Source organism: Paraburkholderia phenazinium, assembly GCF_900142845.1.
Taxonomy (GTDB): Bacteria; Pseudomonadota; Gammaproteobacteria; order Burkholderiales; family Burkholderiaceae; genus Paraburkholderia; species Paraburkholderia phenazinium_A.
Genome location: NZ_FSRU01000002.1, coordinates 1,072,259 through 1,088,151, shown reverse-complemented (window position 1 = coordinate 1,088,151; position 15,893 = coordinate 1,072,259). Strand labels below are relative to the sequence as shown.

The window sequence follows — 15,893 nt, the reverse complement described above, 5'->3', positions numbered from 1 at the left end:
GCAAGAACTACTGACACTGCCTGTGCGGACCGGTTCATGTGCCCGCTTCGGGGTAGCGGGCCGGAGCAGGAAAGCAGGATTTGTCGCAACTGCGCAAAGTGCCACGTTTACTGTCCGTTGTCACCATCGAGCCGCTCTTTGACAAAGGTTTGACGGAGTCGCAGCGTTGCGTGCGATGTTGCGGCGGCGTCATGACGACTCCTCCTGCGCGGTGCCCGCCGGGACGAACATATAGCCGCGGCCGCGCACGGTCTGGATGAAGCGCGGCGCGGACGGATCGGCTTCGAGGATGCGGCGCAGGCGCCACACCTGGACGTCGATGCCGCGGTCGGTGCCGTCGTATTGCGGACCGTGCAGCAATTCGAGCAGACGCTCCCGGTTAAGCGCATGCAGCGGATGGTCCACAAAGATGCGCAGCAAGGCGAACACGCTGTCCGGCAGCATGATCGGCCGGCCGCGCTGGCTTAGCGTGCGCGACTGGAAGTCGAGCATGAAGCCGCCGAAGCTGAACGGTTCGCGATGTTCCGGCGCGGCCGCCGACGGCGACGTGCGGCGCCGCAGCACCGCCTGGATGCGGGCCAGCAACTCGCGCGGATTGAAGGGCTTGGCAAGGAAGTCGTCCGCGCCCAGCTCGAGACCGATGATCCGGTCCACGTCGTCGGCTTTGGCGGTGAGGATGATAACCGGCAGGTCGTCGCCGGTGGCGCGCAATTTGCGCAGCGCGGTCAGGCCATCGATGTCCGACATCATCAGGTCGAGCACGATCAGATCGGGACGTTCGCGTTCGAGCCGGCGCTCCAGCGCGGCGGCATCGTGCAGCACGGAGACTTCGAAGCCCGCACCGCCCAGATAGTTGCGCAGCAGGTCGCGCAGATCGGCGTCGTCGTCGACAACCAGAATTTGGATAGCCATGCGTGGGAGTTTAATGTGCCGGGGCGGCGTCGCCGCACATCGCGAGCGTTGAAGAGATTGCGAGGAGTTACTACGAGGGCGCTGCGTAATCTACGGTAACGGTTCGGTCCGCTCCGAAAGATACAGTGGCATCATGTCGGTTAAACGTAATGCGACGAAAGCGATTAGTTAGAAATGCAAAAGGCCGCGCATCGAAGAGGCGCGGCCTGTCGCGAAGCTGGCAGCCGCGTCAGAATGCGGTGCCGATCTGGAACTGGAACTTCTGATACTGGTCGCCGGCGTGCCGGACGATCGGCAGACCGAAGTCGAGCTTGAGCGGGCCGATGGGCGAAATCCATTCGAGACCGGCGCCATAGCTGTAGCGCAAGCCGTTGGCGCCCGTGCTGCTGCCTTCCGAACCCCAGACGTTGCCGCCGTCGACGAAGGTGAAGACGCGCAGCGTGCGGTCGTAGCCGGTGCCCGGCAGCGGGAACGTCAGTTCGACGTTGCCGACCACCATCTTCGAGCCGCCGATCGGGTCGCCGGTGGTCGCGTCGCGCGGACCCAGCGAACTCGGCTCGTAGCCGCGCACCGAACCGATACCGCCGGCGTAGTAGTTCTTGAAGATCGGATACGGCTGTCCTTCGAGGCCGTTGCCGTAGCCGCCCTGGAAGTTCAGGCCCAGCACGAAGCCTTTCGAAAACGAGTAGTAATACTGCGCCTGGAGATCGGCCTTGTAGTACGTCGTAGTGGCGATCGGCGTGCCGTACTCGGCGTTGAACTGGGTGAAGTAACCGCGGCTCGGCACCAGCGCGCTGTCGCGATTGTCGCGCGACCAGCCTATCGTCAGCGGAATGTTGTTCGACACGCGGCCGAAGTCGTTCACGTAGTCGATATAGCTTTGCGGCGTGGTCGCATCGACGTCGAGCCGGTCCTGCTCGATGCCCGTGCCGAAGTAGACCATGTCCGACTCCGAGAACGGCACGCCGAACTTGAGGTCTGCGCCGAGCGTGATGATGCGGAAGCTCGTATCGGTCACGTTCGAGTAATAGAGCGGCTCGCTGGTCTTGTAGTAGACGTCCGTAATGCGCTTGATGCCGTCCACCGTGAAGTACGGGTCCACCTGGGTCACGGTCAGCGTGCGGAACGTGGTTGCCGTGTTGACGTTGAGCGCGAGGCTCGTGCCCGAGCCGAACACGTTGTCCTGCGAGATGCCCGCCGAAATGATCGGGCCTTCGCCGGAACCGTAGCCGAGACCCAGCGTGAGGGAGCCGGTCGGCTTTTCCGTGACCTTCACGTCGATGTCGACTTCGTCGGCGGTGCCTTCCACCGGCACGGTGGTGACCTGGACATCGGTGAAGTAGCCAAGCCGGTTGATGCGGTCTTTCGACAGCGCGAGGCGGCTCGAGTCGAACCACGAGCTTTCGAGCTGGCGCATTTCGCGGCGGATCACTTCGTCGCGCGTGCGGGTATTGCCGACGATGTTGATGGTCCGCACATACACCCGGCGGCTCGGATCCACCTGCAGCGTCAGGTCGACCGTGTGATGCTGCTGGTCGATCTGCGGCTGCGCGTTCACCGTGGCGAATGCGTAGCCGTACTCGCCGAGCTTGTCGACCATCGCCTTGGTGGCCGCCTTCAGTTTGGCGGCCGAGAAGCGGTCGCCCGGCTTGATCTTGACCAGCTTCTGCAGCTCGGCTTCGCGATCCAGCAGGTTGCCCGACAGGTGGATGCCTGAAATCGTGTACGGCTCGCCCTCGTGAATCGTGAGCGTGAGGTACATGTCCTTCTTGTCCGGCGATAGCGAGACCTGGGTGGAATCGATGTTGAACTCGAGGTAGCCGCGATCCAGATAGTACGAACGCAGGCTCTCGAGGTCGGTGGTCAGCTTGTCTTTCGAGTACAGGTCGTTCTTCGTGTACCACGAGAACCAGTTCGGCGTGGACAACTGCATTTCGTCGTGCAGCGTGCTGTCGCTGAACACCTTGTTGCCGATCAGGTTGACCTGGCGGATCTTCGCGCTCGGTCCTTCGATCACCGAGAACAGCAGGCCGACGCGGTCACGGTCGATCGGCGTGATCGTGGTCGTGACTTCGGCGGCGTAGTAGCCGTGCGTCAGGTACTGACGCTTCAGCTCCTGCTGGGCGCGGTCGACCAGCGACTTGTCGTAATAACGGCCGAGCGAGAGCCCTACCGAGTTCAGCGCCTTGGTCAGGTTGTCCTTGTCGAATTCGTGGAGGCCTGCGAAGTCGATCGTGCCGATCGCCGGGCGTTCCTGCACCTGCACGATGACGACGTCGCCTTCGTTCGAGATCTTGACGTCGTTGAAGAAGCCGGTCGCATAGAGCGCGCGGATGGCGTCGGAAGCCTTGTCGTCGGTGAAGGTGTCGCCCTGCTTGATGGGCAGGTACGAGAAAACGGTGTTCGGTTCGACGCGTTGCAAGCCTTCGAGCCGGATGTCCCGCACCACGAACGGCGTGGTGGCGAAGGCCGAGACCGAGGAGACGCTCAGGCCGACCAATGTCAGCGCACGGGCGCAGCGGGCCGATAGTGTTTCAAAGTTCATACAGGCTGACAGGAGAGACACACAATAGGAGGATCGCAGACGCATCTTTCGCGGATGTCTGATGTGCGACGGCAGTTTTGGACAGCTTGTTTTCGGGTCGTCGGGGAGCACGGCGGCGCTATTGCAGGCGTACGCCGGGCGCTTCGTTGACCTTGGCGAGACCCGTCACCAGCGAGAGCACCTCGGTCATATGGCGCGCGTCGGCGCGATGCATCCGGAACGACAGTTCAGCGCCGCCCGGCAAGCGAAACGTCAGCAGAAGGTGGCTCGCCTCGCCTTTGTCCTTGCCGACGGCCCACGCTTCGCACGGCATGGCGAACTTCACGTCGTCCTTCTTCTGGCGAACCCGCTCCGACCAGCCAATCGCGTTCGAGATGGCCGCCAGCAGCTCATGCATGACCGTGTAGTGCAACGCGATGCTGTCGGGCTGATTGCCTTTGAGCATCAGGTACTGACCGTCGCCGGTCAGCTCGAAGGAATGCAGGGAATGAATCGCCAGGGCAACCGGCTGTGACATGAGTGCGCTCCCGAACAACATTGGAGAGCGAGTCTAGGTGAGCGGGTGCCGCTCGTGGTTACCTACGGATTACCGATTCTTCCTTTCAGCGGAGGGAGATAGCGGAAGCGCTACGGGAAACGGCTCGCCCGCGAACGCGCGCGTAACACTGCGCGACGATCGCGGGCGGGTCGGGCCGGCTCGGGTCGTGCCGGCCGGCGGCTTTCAGCGGCTTTCGGTGGCTCTACCAGTGGCGATGGGCGTACCAGTCATGACGGGACCACCAGCGGCGTCCGTCCCAGTACTGACCGCCGTGCCAGCCGATCACGAAGGAAGTCGCGACCACCGGTTGATACGCGGCCACCGGCACCGGTTGATAGGCGACCGCGGGCGGCGGAGGCGGCGGCGCGTAAACCGGCGCGGGTGCGACGTAGACAGGGGCAGGTGCGACGTAGACCGGCGGCACCGCGAGGTTGAGTCCGATCGAGACGCCCGCGTTGGCCATTTGCGACGCCCCGAGGATGAGTGCCCCGAGTCCGAGGCTAACTAACAGTTTGCTTTTCATGGTGACCTCCAGATGAGGGGGAAGACGGCTTTACTGTAGTCCTATGTTTTCCGTCTTGAGTTACGTAAGTGCAACAAGATTAACCGCTGAAATTTTCCGTATTCGCGCGCCTCGACCGATGTCGCGCGTGGCGCCTGCTGTTGAGGTGCAAGGTCGCCGGCCGGCCGCAACGGATGGTAATAAGCGTAAGCCGCTTGCAACGCGGTGCGAGCGCGGCGGCGGCGCGGCAAAACCGTTTGCGCGTGGCAGGCGTGCCTCGCGGTGGGGACGAACGGTGAAGGCGAACTGCAAGGGCGCGCCATCAATTCCGGCAATGATGGCCGTGCAGTTCGAGATGCAACTGCACGAGCCACGGTTGCGCGCAGTCGTCGGCAATCGATGCTTCCTCGAGGCCGTGTCGTTCGTGCAACTGAACCTTGCGCGCCCGTTCCGCGGCATCGAACGCGTGACGTGCGCGCCGGCGCAACACCAGCATGATCAGGACCGCGACGAGCAGCATGCCACCCAGGTAGGTCGATGCCGGCGTGTCGACGTCGCCGATGCCGAGCAGCAGGATGAGGCCAAGACAAACGACGCCTGCGACCCCTGCCGACACCGAGAACAGCACGAAATGGGCACGCAGCGCGGTCGCAATACGAGGTTTCATGGGCAAGACCTTGCCGTGAGAGGGACAAGCCGTGCATGTTGCATGCGCGTGGCTTACCCGGCACTTACTGGCGCGTTCGCTGTCCGGCGATTTCTGCCGGCCGCTGCGACGAGCGCGGTAAATAAGCAGTAAGTAAGCGGTAAGTCAGCCGCCCCTAAAGTCGAGACCGTCTCATCCCATCACTTTAGGAACGACTGTGAAAAGAACTTTTTGTCGCGCGTATCCTGTGCTGCTGGCGGCGGCGTCCGTCCTGCTGCATACGGCGAGCGCATGGGCCGACGGCGGCGCCGACGCGCAGGCCAGCGCGGACGATTCCGGCTTCACCGTCCTCAGCAACGCCACCAACGTGACGCACTGGGGCCTCGGGGTAGGCGCCGGCGTGGCGGCGTCGCCGTACAAGAGCGGCGATACGAAATTCACGCCGATTCCGCTGATCTCGTTCGACAATAAATGGATCCACGCGCTCGGCACGACCATCGACCTGAAGATCGGCAAGTGGGACAACGTGAGCGTCGCCTTGCGCGGCGATTACGCCGTCGGCGACGGCTACCGGAACGACGACGCGCCGATCCTGAACGGCATGCAGAACCGCAACGGCACGTTCTGGTACGGCCCGGCGCTCGCCTGGAAAAGCGCCTTCGGTACGCTCTCCGCCGACTATCTGCTGGGCGGCAACCGCGGCGAACGCGCCAAGCTCGATTTCAGCAAATCGTTCGATCTCGGCCGCTATTCCATCGAACCGTATGCCAGTGTGGAATGGCTGAGCAGCGACTACGTCGATTACTATTACGGCGTGCAGGCGTCGGAGGCGCGGGCAGGGCGTCCCGAGTACACGGGACGCGCGGCCTACGACACGTCGGTCGGCACGCGGGTCAACTACAGCATCACGCGCCGTCAGAAGGTGGTGCTGGACGTTGGCGTGTCGCATTTCACGAGCGGCGTCACCGACAGTCCGATCGTCGGACGCAGCTACCTTCCTGCAGCCCGGCTCGGCTACATTTATCAATTCAATTGAGCGCAGCGCCATGTCGCGAGTTGCCATTGTCGAAGACCACGAACGCCTCGCGGAGATGGTGCGGCAGGCGCTCGCGGGCGCGGGCATCGAAGCCGATCTGTTCCACACCGTCTCCGAGGCCCGCTACGGCGTGAGCCGGGCCGAGTACGCCGTGCTGATCGTCGATCGCGGCTTGCCGGACGGCGACGGCCTCGCGTTTCTGCGCAGCTTGCGCGCCACGGGCCAGATGACGCCCTGTCTGATGCTGACCGCGCGCGACGCGCTGCACGACCGGGTGGACGGTCTCGAGAGCGGCGCCGACGACTACGTCACCAAGCCGTTCGCCATGAGCGAACTGGTGGCGCGCGTGCGCACGCTGATGCGGCGGCCGGCGGCGCTGACTGCGCTGGTGGCGGCATTCGCCGACCTCACCGTCGACCCGCAGCAGCACGCCATGCGGTGTGCCAGCCGCTCGGTGCCGCTCGCGCAGGCCGAACTGCAGATCATGCTGTGCCTCGTGAAGGCGGCCGGTCAGACCGTGCGCCATGCGACCCTCGAGCATGCCGCGTGGGGCCTCGGCGAAGCGGTGACGCCCAACGCGCTGGAAGTCACCGTGCATCGGCTGCGCAAGAAGTTGACGGCGCTGGGCACCACGATCCGTCTGGCCAACCTCCGTGGCGCGGGTTTCGCGCTGCAGGCGGGCGCCGGGTCGGGCGGCGCGCCGCCGTCCTGAGCCGCTCGTTTGCCACGCTCGTTTGCCATGCCTCTTTGTCACGCTCATTCGCCATGCTGAATCACTGGATCCGAAGCCTGTCCGCGCGCCTGTGGGTGACCAGCATCGTCGCGCTGGCGCTCACGCTGAGCGCGCTCGCTATGGTCGTGACCTACTCGTTCAATCACTTCCCGGAGCAGATGCTCGGGCGCCACGAACAGAAGGAACAGGCGCTGCAGGTCGCGAGCGGCGTCGGTTTTGACGGCGCCGGCCGGCCTGTGTCCGTCAATTTGCCCGAGAGGCTGGCCTGGATTTTCGCCGCGGCGCCCACGGAGATCCGCTACCGTGTCCTCGATGCAACGGGTCACGTGTTGCTCGCCTCGACCGGCGCGCAGGACGGGAGACCCTGGATTCAAGGCGACCCTGCCGCGATCGTCGAGACCAGCAAGCGGGTCGCGATTGCCGGCAGGCCGTTCGACATCATGACGCTGCCGGTCCAGCATGGATCGTCGCTCTTTTATGCCCAGACCGCGACCAGCGCGCGCCTCGTCGATGCGATGATCGGCTCGAAGGTGAAGCAGATTCCGGCCACGGTCAGGACCATTACCTTCATTGCGGCCATCATTTTCGGGCTCACCTTGACGGTCACCGTGCATCGGCTCCTGAAGCCTCTCAGGGAGGCGTCGAGCGCGGCCGCGCTGATCACGCCGCGCAACCTGAAGACGCGGCTGTCCCTGCAAGGCGTGCCGAGCGAGATCAAGCCGTTGATCCACGCCTTCAACGCGGCGCTCGGCAGACTGGAAAACGGCTTCACCGTGCAGCAGCAGTTTCTCGCCTCGGCGGCGCACGAACTGCAGACGCCGCTGACGCTGGTGCGCGGCCAGATCGAATTGCAGCCCGAAATCGCGGACAAGGAACTGCTGCTGCGCGAGATCGACCTGATGGCGCGCCAGGTCCGGCAGTTGTTGCATCTGGCCGAAGTCAGCGAAGCGCAGAATTTCACCTTTGCCGAAATCAGCACCGCCGAGGTGGCGCGCGACGTGCTGGCGTATCTCGAGCGCAAGGCCACGGCGAAGCAGGTCAAGCTCGAACTCGACACCGCCGACGCCCCCGCTACGCTGTGGGCCGACCGGAGCGCGCTGTTCATCCTGCTGAAGAATATCGTCGAAAACGCGCTCAACGTGTCCGCGCCGAACAGCGTGGTGCGGCTCGTCATCGGCGCTGTGTCGATCGAAGTGATCGACCAGGGGCCCGGCATCCGCGAGGAACATCTGCCCTACCTGTTCAAGCGGTTCTGGCGCGCGCCCGGTGCAAGGCACGATGGCGCCGGCCTCGGACTCGCCATCTGCAAGGAAATCGCCGTGGCCCACGAATGGCGGCTGACGGTCAGCAGTCTGGCTTCGGGGACGCGCTTTATCGTCTGGACCTAGGCGTCGCAGTTCCAGCGCAGGCGAAGCGCGCCGCCGCCTAGTGCATGGCGGCCTGCATCAGCAGACGGAACGGCAGTGCAAGCAGCATCGCGCCCGCGACGCCCGCGCACCACAGCGCGACGAACCAGAGCACACGCTTGAGCCGGCCGTGAGCAGGCTGCGCCGCCGCCTCCGCTTGCGGCTGCTGCGTCGCCGCCGTGTTTGACGTGTGTGGCGTCGAGCGCCAGGAGAGTCGCATGGCAACGCACCTCGACATACTTAGTGATACTTCGCACCGGGTGCGGACTTGCCGCGGAACACGTGATATCCAAGCGTCGTGTACACGAGGATCACCGGCAGAATGACGACCGCGCCCACCAGCGTGAAGAGCTGGCTCGAGCGCGGCGCAGCCGCTTCCTGGAGCGTCATGACGTTGGGGATCGCATACGGCCAGATGCTGACGAGCAGGCCGAGATAGCCGAGCAGGATCAGCAGCAGCGCCAGCAGAAACGGCGTGTTGTCGTGATGGCGCCGCAACGCGCGGAACATGAACAGCGCGGTGATCGCGACCAGAAACGGCACCGGCAGCAAGCGGTGCAGCAGGCCCGAATCGAACCAGCGCTGGGCGATTTTCGCGTCGGTGAGCGGCGTCCAGATCGAGACCACCACCATGAAGGCGAGCAGCACGATCGTCAGCGGCCGCACCACCTCGTGCAGGCGGCGCTGCAGGTCGCCTTGCGTTTTCATGATCAGCCAGCAGGCGCCCAGCAGCGCATAGGTGGCCATCAAGCCAAAGCCGGTCAGCAGGCTGAAGGGCGTGAGCCAGAAGAACGACGGTCCGGCGAACACGCCGTTCGCGACCGGAATGCCCTGCAGGTAAGCGCCCAGAATCACGCCCTGAAAGAACGACGCGCCGGCCGATCCGGCAATGAACGCGAGGTTCCAGAGGTTCTTCGTGCGGGTCGCTTTCTCGCGGATCTCGAAGGAGACGCCGCGAAAGATCAGGCAGACGAGCATGGTGACGATCGGCAGATACAGCGCCGAGAGCACGATCGAATACACGTCCGGAAACGCCGCGAACAGGGCGGCACCGCCCAGCACCAGCCAGGTTTCGTTGCCGTCCCACACCGGCGCAATGGTGCCGATCATCAGGTCGCGTTCGACGTCGTCCGGAAAGAACGGAAAGATCAGGCCGATGCCGAGATCGAAGCCGTCGAGTGCCACATACATGAAGAGCCCGAGTGCGATGATCGCGGCCCAGATAGTCGTCACGTCCATGCTGTGCTCCGGTTCAGGTGAGTGGAGTCCTGCTTGCCGCCGCTTGCCGCCTCTTGTATCCGCCCGCGTTACTCGACCGCGGCGAGCGGCCGGCGGCCGCTGCTGTTCGCATCGGCGCCCGGCGTTGGGCGTGGCGCCGCATCGTCGTACGGCGGTCCGATGCGCAGCAGTTTGAGGATGTAGTAGATGCCCGTGCAGAACACCAGGAAGTAGACGATCACGAAGATCATCAGCGACACGCTGACGTCCTGCTGGGTCACCGGCGACACCGCTTGCGCCGTGCGCAACACGCCGTACACCACCCACGGTTGGCGGCCCATTTCGGTCGTGACCCAGCCGGCCAGCAGCGTGATGAAGCCGGCCGGACCCATCGCCAGCATGCAGTACTGGAACAGGCGGCTTTCGTAGAGGCGGCCGCCGCGCCGCAGGATCAGACCGATCACGGCCAGCAGGATCATCAGCATGCCGAGGCCGGCCATGAGGCGGAAGGTCCAGAAGATAACCGACGAATCCGGCCGGTCTTCCTTGGGAAACTCCTTCAGGCCGCGAATTTCGCCGTCCCACGAATGCGTCAGGATGAGGCTGCCCAGATGCGGAATCTGGATCGCGTAGCGCGTCTCTTCAGCCTGCATGTCGGGAAAGCCGATCAGATTGAGCGCGGTGCCGCCGTGTTCCGTCTCCCACAGGCCCTCGATGGCGGCGATCTTCGCGGGCTGGTACTTGCGCGTGTTCAGGCCGTGCTGATCGCCCACCAGCGCCTGGACCGGCGCGAGCACCAGCAGCAGCCACAGCGCCATCGAAAACATGGTCTTGACCGCCGGATCGCGCCGGCCGCGCAGCAGGTGCCAGGCGCCGGCGGCCGAGACGAGCAGCGCGCCGACGATAAAGGCGGCAATCGCCATATGCGCGAGCCGGTACGGAAACGAGGGGTTGAAGACGATCTTGAACCAGTCGAGCGGGACTACGTGGCCGTTCTCGACCGCGAAGCCCTGGGGCGTCTGCATCCAGCTATTCGAGGCGAGAATCCAGAAGGTCGAGATCAGCGTGCCGATGGCCACCAGCAGGGTGGCGCCGAAGTGCGCGCGACGCCCCACACGATCCCAGCCGAACAGCATGATGCCGAGGAAGCCGGCTTCCAGAAAAAACGCGGTCATCACCTCGTAAGTGAGCAGCGGACCGGTGATGGGACCGGCGAATTTCGCAAAGCCCGCCCAGTTGGTGCCGAACTGATAGGCCATCACGACGCCCGACACCACGCCCATGCCGAAGCCGATCGCGAAGACTTTCGACCAGAACAGGCACAGTTCCTTGTAGTGCAGTTTGCCGGTCTTCAGCCAGGCCGCTTCGAGTACCGCGATGAAGCTGGCGAGGCCAATGCTCATCGCAGGGAAAATGATGTGAAACGACACCGTGAAAGCAAACTGCAGTCGCGAAAGATCCAGCGCGCTGAGGTTGATCATTGCGGTCTCCGGAAGACGAGGGCGGGTCGGGTTGGCGGAGCGATCCCCGTTGCACCTAGGCAACATACACGTTTTTTCGCCGCGCTGCCCTTAACCTGCGTTCGCTCACTGCTCACTGCTCACTGCTCACTGCTCACTGCTCACTGCTTACTGCTTGCTGTCGTGAGCGGTGAGAAGGCCCGTGACGCCGGCGCTTATGGATTGCCCTGGGCGAGGCGGGCGCGCACGAAGCCGACGTGCTCGCGCAATACGTAAAACGTGTCGGCGTAGGCGAGCGGCATGCGCAGGCTGTCGAGCGACTCTTCGATCTGATCCAGTTCACGGAACAGCGCCTCGCGTTGCGCCTCTGAGGGCGCCTTCAAGGCTTCCCGTTCAATCGCAATCAGCGAGCCGTAATAGCGATAGATGCGCGACCTCACGCGCCAGCGATACAGCGCGGGAATCAGACGCAAGGCTGGAAACAGCAGCACTGCGACCGGCAGCAGCAGGACCAGCGTGCGGTCGCCGACGCTTGCCAGCCAGAACGGCAAATTGCGGTAGAGAAAGCTCTTGCCGGTCTTGTAGTAGCGCTGCGCATCTTCGCTGATCGGGTATTCGCGCGCGACCGGACTGGGGAATTGTCCCGCGTGTTGCAGGAGTCCGGGCATGCCGTGAATCTCCTGGGCGGCTTCGATCAGCAGATCGGAGATGGCGGGGTGCAGGTTGGTGCGCGCGACGATTTCGACGGTCGGGCTGATCAGGTGGACCGTGTCGGCGGGGATCCGGTGGCGCAGGTCGAGCACGCCGGGCGGCAGGTCGATCTCATCCAGATAGGGAAAGAGGCGCGTATAGGCGCTGGCTTCCTCGAAGTCCATCACCGAGATGCCGGGCACGCGCAACAGCCGCAGCATCAAGGCGCGGGTGGCCGAATCGCCGTTCAGGATGGCGGCATCGACCTCGCCCGAGACCAGCTTGGTTGCGGCCTGCAGTCCGTCGTCGGGCAGGAGCGGCGTGTCGCCGCCCGGGGCGATGCCGTTCGCTCCCAGCAGCTTGAGCGCCAGCTCGCGGGTGCCGCTGCCTTCGCGACCTATCGCGATCCGCTTGCCTTCGAGTTGCGCGAGGCGCGTGATGCCGGTGCCGCGATAGAACACCACGATGGGGTCATAGAACACGCTGCCGAGCGACATCAGGGAAGACGCGGCCAGGCCATCCGCGACGCCGCCTTGCACCAGCGCGATATCCACATGCTGTTTGGGGTCCAGCAGGCGCTGCAGGTTTTGCAGCGAGCCGTCCGATTCCAGCACCTTGAGCGTCACGCCGTTGCGGGCGAGGATCTTTTTGTATTCGTCGGCGGCGAGCAGGAACGAGCTGTCGTGCGGGCCGGCGCTCATCGTGATCGTATGCGGCGGCGCCGGATCCACCAGCCACACCACCAGCGTGATGACGACCACCACGAAGATCGCAATCGGCGCGAACGTCAAGGTCAGATCGCGCAGATCGGCATGGGAATGCTCGCCGGGGAAGGTCGGAGGACGCGGGCGATGATGTCTCATGTGAGCTCGGTTCGGAGGGCGGCGCATGTCTTGCAGCCGGCCGGGCGGGGCGTGTCACGATTGACCGGCCCGAGATTATTATTCAGGATGGCTTAAAAAAGACACAGGCGATCCATAGCCGGCTACGTGAAAACCCTGGCGCGGCCGTTTTGCCGACAACGTCTCTCTTTGCGCTCAGTCCGCAATACGCTTGTCCGACAGCGCGTACTGGCAGTCGGCCAGCACCTGGGTGACGAGGCGCGCCTGGAAATTGAGGTCGTCGGTATCGAGAATTTCTTCGACGGCGTCGCGCGCCCACTCCGCTTCGACAAAGCGCGCGTGCCGCCCCGCAATCTCCAGCGCGAGGGCGGAGAGTTTGGCCACGCTCAGCCAGTCAGCTTCCCGTAAGTGCCGGTCAAGCCACTTGTGAGCCGCCTGCACGTGAAAGGCCGGTTCCGGCCAGGTCTCATTGAGGTAATAGGCGCCGAGGCTCCCGCAGGTGAGCCAGCACAGCAGTTCCACGCGATCGCGTGGGCTCAGATGGAGGCGTACATCACTCATGGCGACACTCGCTACGATGAGTTGCGTTCGGTTCCCGACGGTGCGTGAACCGTCCTTTGCTGCAACACAACGATAGCACGCGCTGAGCGGAATCAGGAACACCTTGTGCTTGCAGGGGCAAGCCGGCGTGCCGGCGCCGCAGCGGGGCGTGCGGCCGCGGCGATCAGAAGTTGTATTGCAGATAGACTTCGCTGAAGTTGGCGCCGGGGTTGGGATGTTCCAGACCGGCGTTCGACAGATGCTGGAAGCGGAACCCGGCCTGATACTGCTGACGCGCGCCGAACTGGGCGCCGACGCCGATCACGTCGGCAAACTGGAACGCCGACGAGAAGGTGCGGTCGTCCGTCTCCCGCACATGCGAGAGGAGGCGTACGCCCACGCCGCCTTCGATATACGGACGGAACCAGCCCGCACTCTTGATGAAGCGGAACATCGGCGTCAGGCCGAATTCCCAGATGTCCGGATGGGCCGCGTCGCTTTCGCGAATGTCCCAGTAGGCAACGTGCGCCTCTCCGACCACCGTAAAGTGATACCCGCCGATTTCCCACCAGCTTAAACCTGGATCCCAGACCAAGCCGATATCGGCCTTTTTTATATCATGATCGGCGACGCCGCCGGCAATCTGTACACCAAACTGGTCGGCATGAGCCGCGGCAGAGCCGGCTGTTAGCGCGCAAAGCGCGAGGGCGCGGATAAACTTTCTTTTCAGGAACCTGTTATTCGATCGCATGGGATTTCCGACCACTTGAGTGACTTGTTATTGCAGAAGCTTTTTTCTTAAGACACACATGCAAGCGCCATACATCGTTGCGTTGCAACCATTGCACGCGTTACCACGCTACGGGCCTTCGCTCGCATTAGCTGTGCAGCGGGACACACATGGAATGGATTGGGCGTTTGAATGACGAACGGCATTCAAACGCGATACGGGGGCGCGGAATATCGGCCTGAAGGCAAATGAGTGTGGGATATTCCGCAACGATCGGGATGGAGCTGTCTCGAGGTTCCATTCGCATATTTGTCAGAGAATTGAATTCAATGCGGGGCAATGGCTGGCGCGAGATGCGGTGGCGTGAATCGCCTCGCGCATCTTCAGGCCTCGTATTGCCCTTATGGTGTCGTTCTGTATTTGCAGTCTATCCGACCTGCGAAGATCGTGCAGTGAAGGTGCCGATGCGGATTGCCATTCACGACGACGCTTCAGTTTGCCGAGGCCGCCCGCGCCTGGCTTAGCTTGATGGCCGGGACGATCATCACCGAGACGACCGACAGGAACGAGATCACCAGGATCGATGCAAAGGTCAGGTGCAGCGATTGATGCAGGGCGAACCGCACGGCTGCGCCGCTCGCGGTATTGCCCGGCGCCGCGTCGAGAATCTGCCGGAGCTGGTCCGCGGTCACCGCGCCGACGGCGGACGAGTGAGCCAGCCCGTAGTTCAGCACCGCGCCGAACATGGCCGCGCCCAGCGTGCTGCCCAGATTGCGCGAGAACAGATTGGACGCGGTAGCGCTGCCGCGCTCGGACGGCTTGACGATCTCCTGAATCAGGATCAGCGAGCTGACGCTGACGATCCCCATGCCGAAGCCCATCACCAGCGAGCCGACACCGGCCAGCACCGGGCTGCTGTCCGGCGCGAGGATGGCGAAGCACACAGCGCCGATCGGCAGGAACAGACTGCCGCCGATCAGCGTGCGCCGCAGCCCGAGCAGATGGAAGGAGCGGGCCGCGAGCGTCGCGCCGCTCGGCCAGCCGACCATCATCATCGTCAACGCGAGACCGGCCACCACCGGCGAGCGGCCCAGCACGCCCTGCACATACATGGGCAGAAAACTGGTCAGGCCCATCAGCGCCATGCCCGACAGCACGGTGGCGACGTTGCACGCGGCGATGGGCCGATGGCCCCACAGCGCAAACGAAATCATCGGATCGGCGGCACGGCGTTCCTGCAACACGAACAGGACGCCGCAGGCGACGAACAGCGCGAACTCGAAGGCGACGAGCGCATTGCTGGAGGTGCCGGCGTCGGTGAGCCCCATCATGAGCGCGCCGATCGACACCGTGAAGAGGGTCGCGCCGGCGATATCGATAGACGGGCGCTCGTGCTTCTCGTGCTCGTGCAGGAATGCGATGAAGCCCGCGGCGGAAGCGAGGCCGATGGGAACGTTGATCCAGAAGATCCACGCCCACGACAGGTCGCGGATCAGCAGGCCGCCCGCCATGGGGCCGACCACGGCCGCGATGGCCCACACGCTCGCGAGATAGCCCTGGATCTTGCCGCGTTCGCGGGCCGGGTACAGGTCGCCGACGATGGTCAGCGTGACCGGCTGGATGGCGCCGGCGCCGATTCCCTGGATCAGCCGGAACACGATCATGGCCGGCATCGACCAGGCGAAGCCGGCCAGCACCGAACCCACCAGAAAGATGGCAATGCCGATCAGGACGACGGGCTTGCGGCCATACAGGTCCGCGAGCTTGCCGAACACCACGGTCATCGCCGTCTGCGCGAGCAGGAAGGAGGAGAAAACCCAACTGTAGAGATGCAGGCCGCCGAGTTGCGTGACGATCTGCGGCATCGCAGTGGAGACGATGGTGGCTTCGATCGCGACCATCGCCATGGATGCCATGACCGACGCGATGACGAGGGGTCGAACTGTCTTGGGGTGCTGTGACATGCCGTCTTTATGGACTGGGACGCTACGCAGTGTTTGCTTAAGCGCGAGTACGGATGTTACCGCGTCGTCGCAGGAGTTGCTTGCCCGGTGACATGCCAGGTTGGGCATCCGCGCGGTGCCATATGATGGTG

15 protein-coding genes are annotated in these 15,893 nt (G+C 63.9%); 3 read left to right on the top strand and 12 right to left on the bottom strand.

Features of this window, described 5'->3' with window-relative positions:
• Window positions 1–189 precede the first annotated feature (189 nt).
• The 5 genes from BUS12_RS21950 to BUS12_RS21930 all read right to left on the bottom strand — a co-directional run bounded on the left by BUS12_RS21950 (window position 190) and on the right by BUS12_RS21930 (window position 5,164).
• A complete protein-coding gene (locus tag BUS12_RS21950) occupies window positions 190–912 on the bottom strand; it encodes a response regulator (RefSeq protein WP_074299255.1) in 723 nt (240 codons plus the stop codon).
• Between the two features lie 229 nt (window positions 913–1,141).
• The gene (bamA, locus tag BUS12_RS21945; RefSeq protein ID WP_083640561.1) at window positions 1,142–3,457 is read right to left on the bottom strand and encodes an outer membrane protein assembly factor BamA; all 2,316 of its coding nucleotides are present in this window, start codon (window positions 3,455–3,457) and stop codon (window positions 1,142–1,144) included.
• 118 nt (window positions 3,458–3,575) lie between these two features.
• Window positions 3,576–3,974 carry a hypothetical protein gene (locus BUS12_RS21940; RefSeq protein WP_074301635.1) on the bottom strand — a complete coding sequence of 133 codons (399 nt, stop codon included), beginning with the start codon at window positions 3,972–3,974 and terminating at the stop codon, window positions 3,576–3,578.
• Between the two features lie 223 nt (window positions 3,975–4,197).
• Window positions 4,198–4,518 carry a hypothetical protein gene (locus BUS12_RS21935; RefSeq protein ID WP_074299253.1) on the bottom strand — a complete coding sequence of 107 codons (321 nt, stop codon included), beginning with the start codon at window positions 4,516–4,518 and terminating at the stop codon, window positions 4,198–4,200.
• 301 nt (window positions 4,519–4,819) lie between these two features.
• Window positions 4,820–5,164: a hypothetical protein gene (locus tag BUS12_RS21930; protein ID WP_074299252.1), complete on the bottom strand. Its 345-nt coding sequence runs from the start codon at window positions 5,162–5,164 to the stop codon at window positions 4,820–4,822.
• Window positions 5,165–5,360: 196 nt separating this feature from the next.
• Here BUS12_RS21930 and BUS12_RS21925 point away from each other — a divergent pair, with 196 nt between their 5' ends.
• From BUS12_RS21925 to BUS12_RS21915, 3 genes are read left to right on the top strand one after another with little or no spacing between them, the layout of a single operon-like run.
• On the top strand, window positions 5,361–6,179 hold the full coding sequence (locus BUS12_RS21925; protein WP_074299250.1) for a MipA/OmpV family protein: 819 nt from the start codon (window positions 5,361–5,363) through the stop codon (window positions 6,177–6,179).
• Between the two features lie 10 nt (window positions 6,180–6,189).
• On the top strand, window positions 6,190–6,891 hold the full coding sequence (locus tag BUS12_RS21920) for a response regulator transcription factor (protein ID WP_074299248.1): 702 nt from the start codon (window positions 6,190–6,192) through the stop codon (window positions 6,889–6,891).
• Between the two features lie 53 nt (window positions 6,892–6,944).
• On the top strand, window positions 6,945–8,300 hold the full coding sequence (locus tag BUS12_RS21915) for a sensor histidine kinase (RefSeq protein WP_074299245.1): 1,356 nt from the start codon (window positions 6,945–6,947) through the stop codon (window positions 8,298–8,300).
• Between the two features lie 37 nt (window positions 8,301–8,337).
• On the opposite strand, the gene BUS12_RS21910 is transcribed toward BUS12_RS21915, so the two are convergent.
• The 7 genes from BUS12_RS21910 to BUS12_RS21880 all read right to left on the bottom strand — a co-directional run bounded on the left by BUS12_RS21910 (window position 8,338) and on the right by BUS12_RS21880 (window position 15,762).
• Complete coding sequence (locus tag BUS12_RS21910) at window positions 8,338–8,538, bottom strand: DUF2474 family protein (RefSeq protein ID WP_074299243.1); 201 nt, start codon at window positions 8,536–8,538, stop codon at window positions 8,338–8,340.
• A gap of 20 nt (window positions 8,539–8,558) precedes the next feature.
• Complete coding sequence (gene cydB, locus BUS12_RS21905) at window positions 8,559–9,557, bottom strand: cytochrome d ubiquinol oxidase subunit II (RefSeq protein ID WP_074299241.1); 999 nt, start codon at window positions 9,555–9,557, stop codon at window positions 8,559–8,561.
• A gap of 68 nt (window positions 9,558–9,625) precedes the next feature.
• Window positions 9,626–11,017 carry a cytochrome ubiquinol oxidase subunit I gene (locus BUS12_RS21900; protein WP_216352731.1) on the bottom strand — a complete coding sequence of 464 codons (1,392 nt, stop codon included), beginning with the start codon at window positions 11,015–11,017 and terminating at the stop codon, window positions 9,626–9,628.
• 194 nt (window positions 11,018–11,211) lie between these two features.
• Window positions 11,212–12,549 carry a TAXI family TRAP transporter solute-binding subunit gene (locus tag BUS12_RS21895; protein WP_074299240.1) on the bottom strand — a complete coding sequence of 446 codons (1,338 nt, stop codon included), beginning with the start codon at window positions 12,547–12,549 and terminating at the stop codon, window positions 11,212–11,214.
• 174 nt (window positions 12,550–12,723) lie between these two features.
• A complete protein-coding gene (locus BUS12_RS21890) occupies window positions 12,724–13,089 on the bottom strand; it encodes a hypothetical protein (RefSeq protein WP_074299239.1) in 366 nt (121 codons plus the stop codon).
• 163 nt (window positions 13,090–13,252) lie between these two features.
• Window positions 13,253–13,819 (bottom strand): acyloxyacyl hydrolase, encoded by a 567-nt coding sequence (locus BUS12_RS21885; RefSeq protein ID WP_074299238.1) that lies wholly within the window; start codon window positions 13,817–13,819, stop codon window positions 13,253–13,255.
• 470 nt (window positions 13,820–14,289) lie between these two features.
• Window positions 14,290–15,762, bottom strand: coding sequence for an MDR family MFS transporter (locus BUS12_RS21880; RefSeq protein WP_074299237.1), 1,473 nt, complete (start codon window positions 15,760–15,762; stop codon window positions 14,290–14,292).
• Window positions 15,763–15,893: the final 131 nt, after the last annotated feature.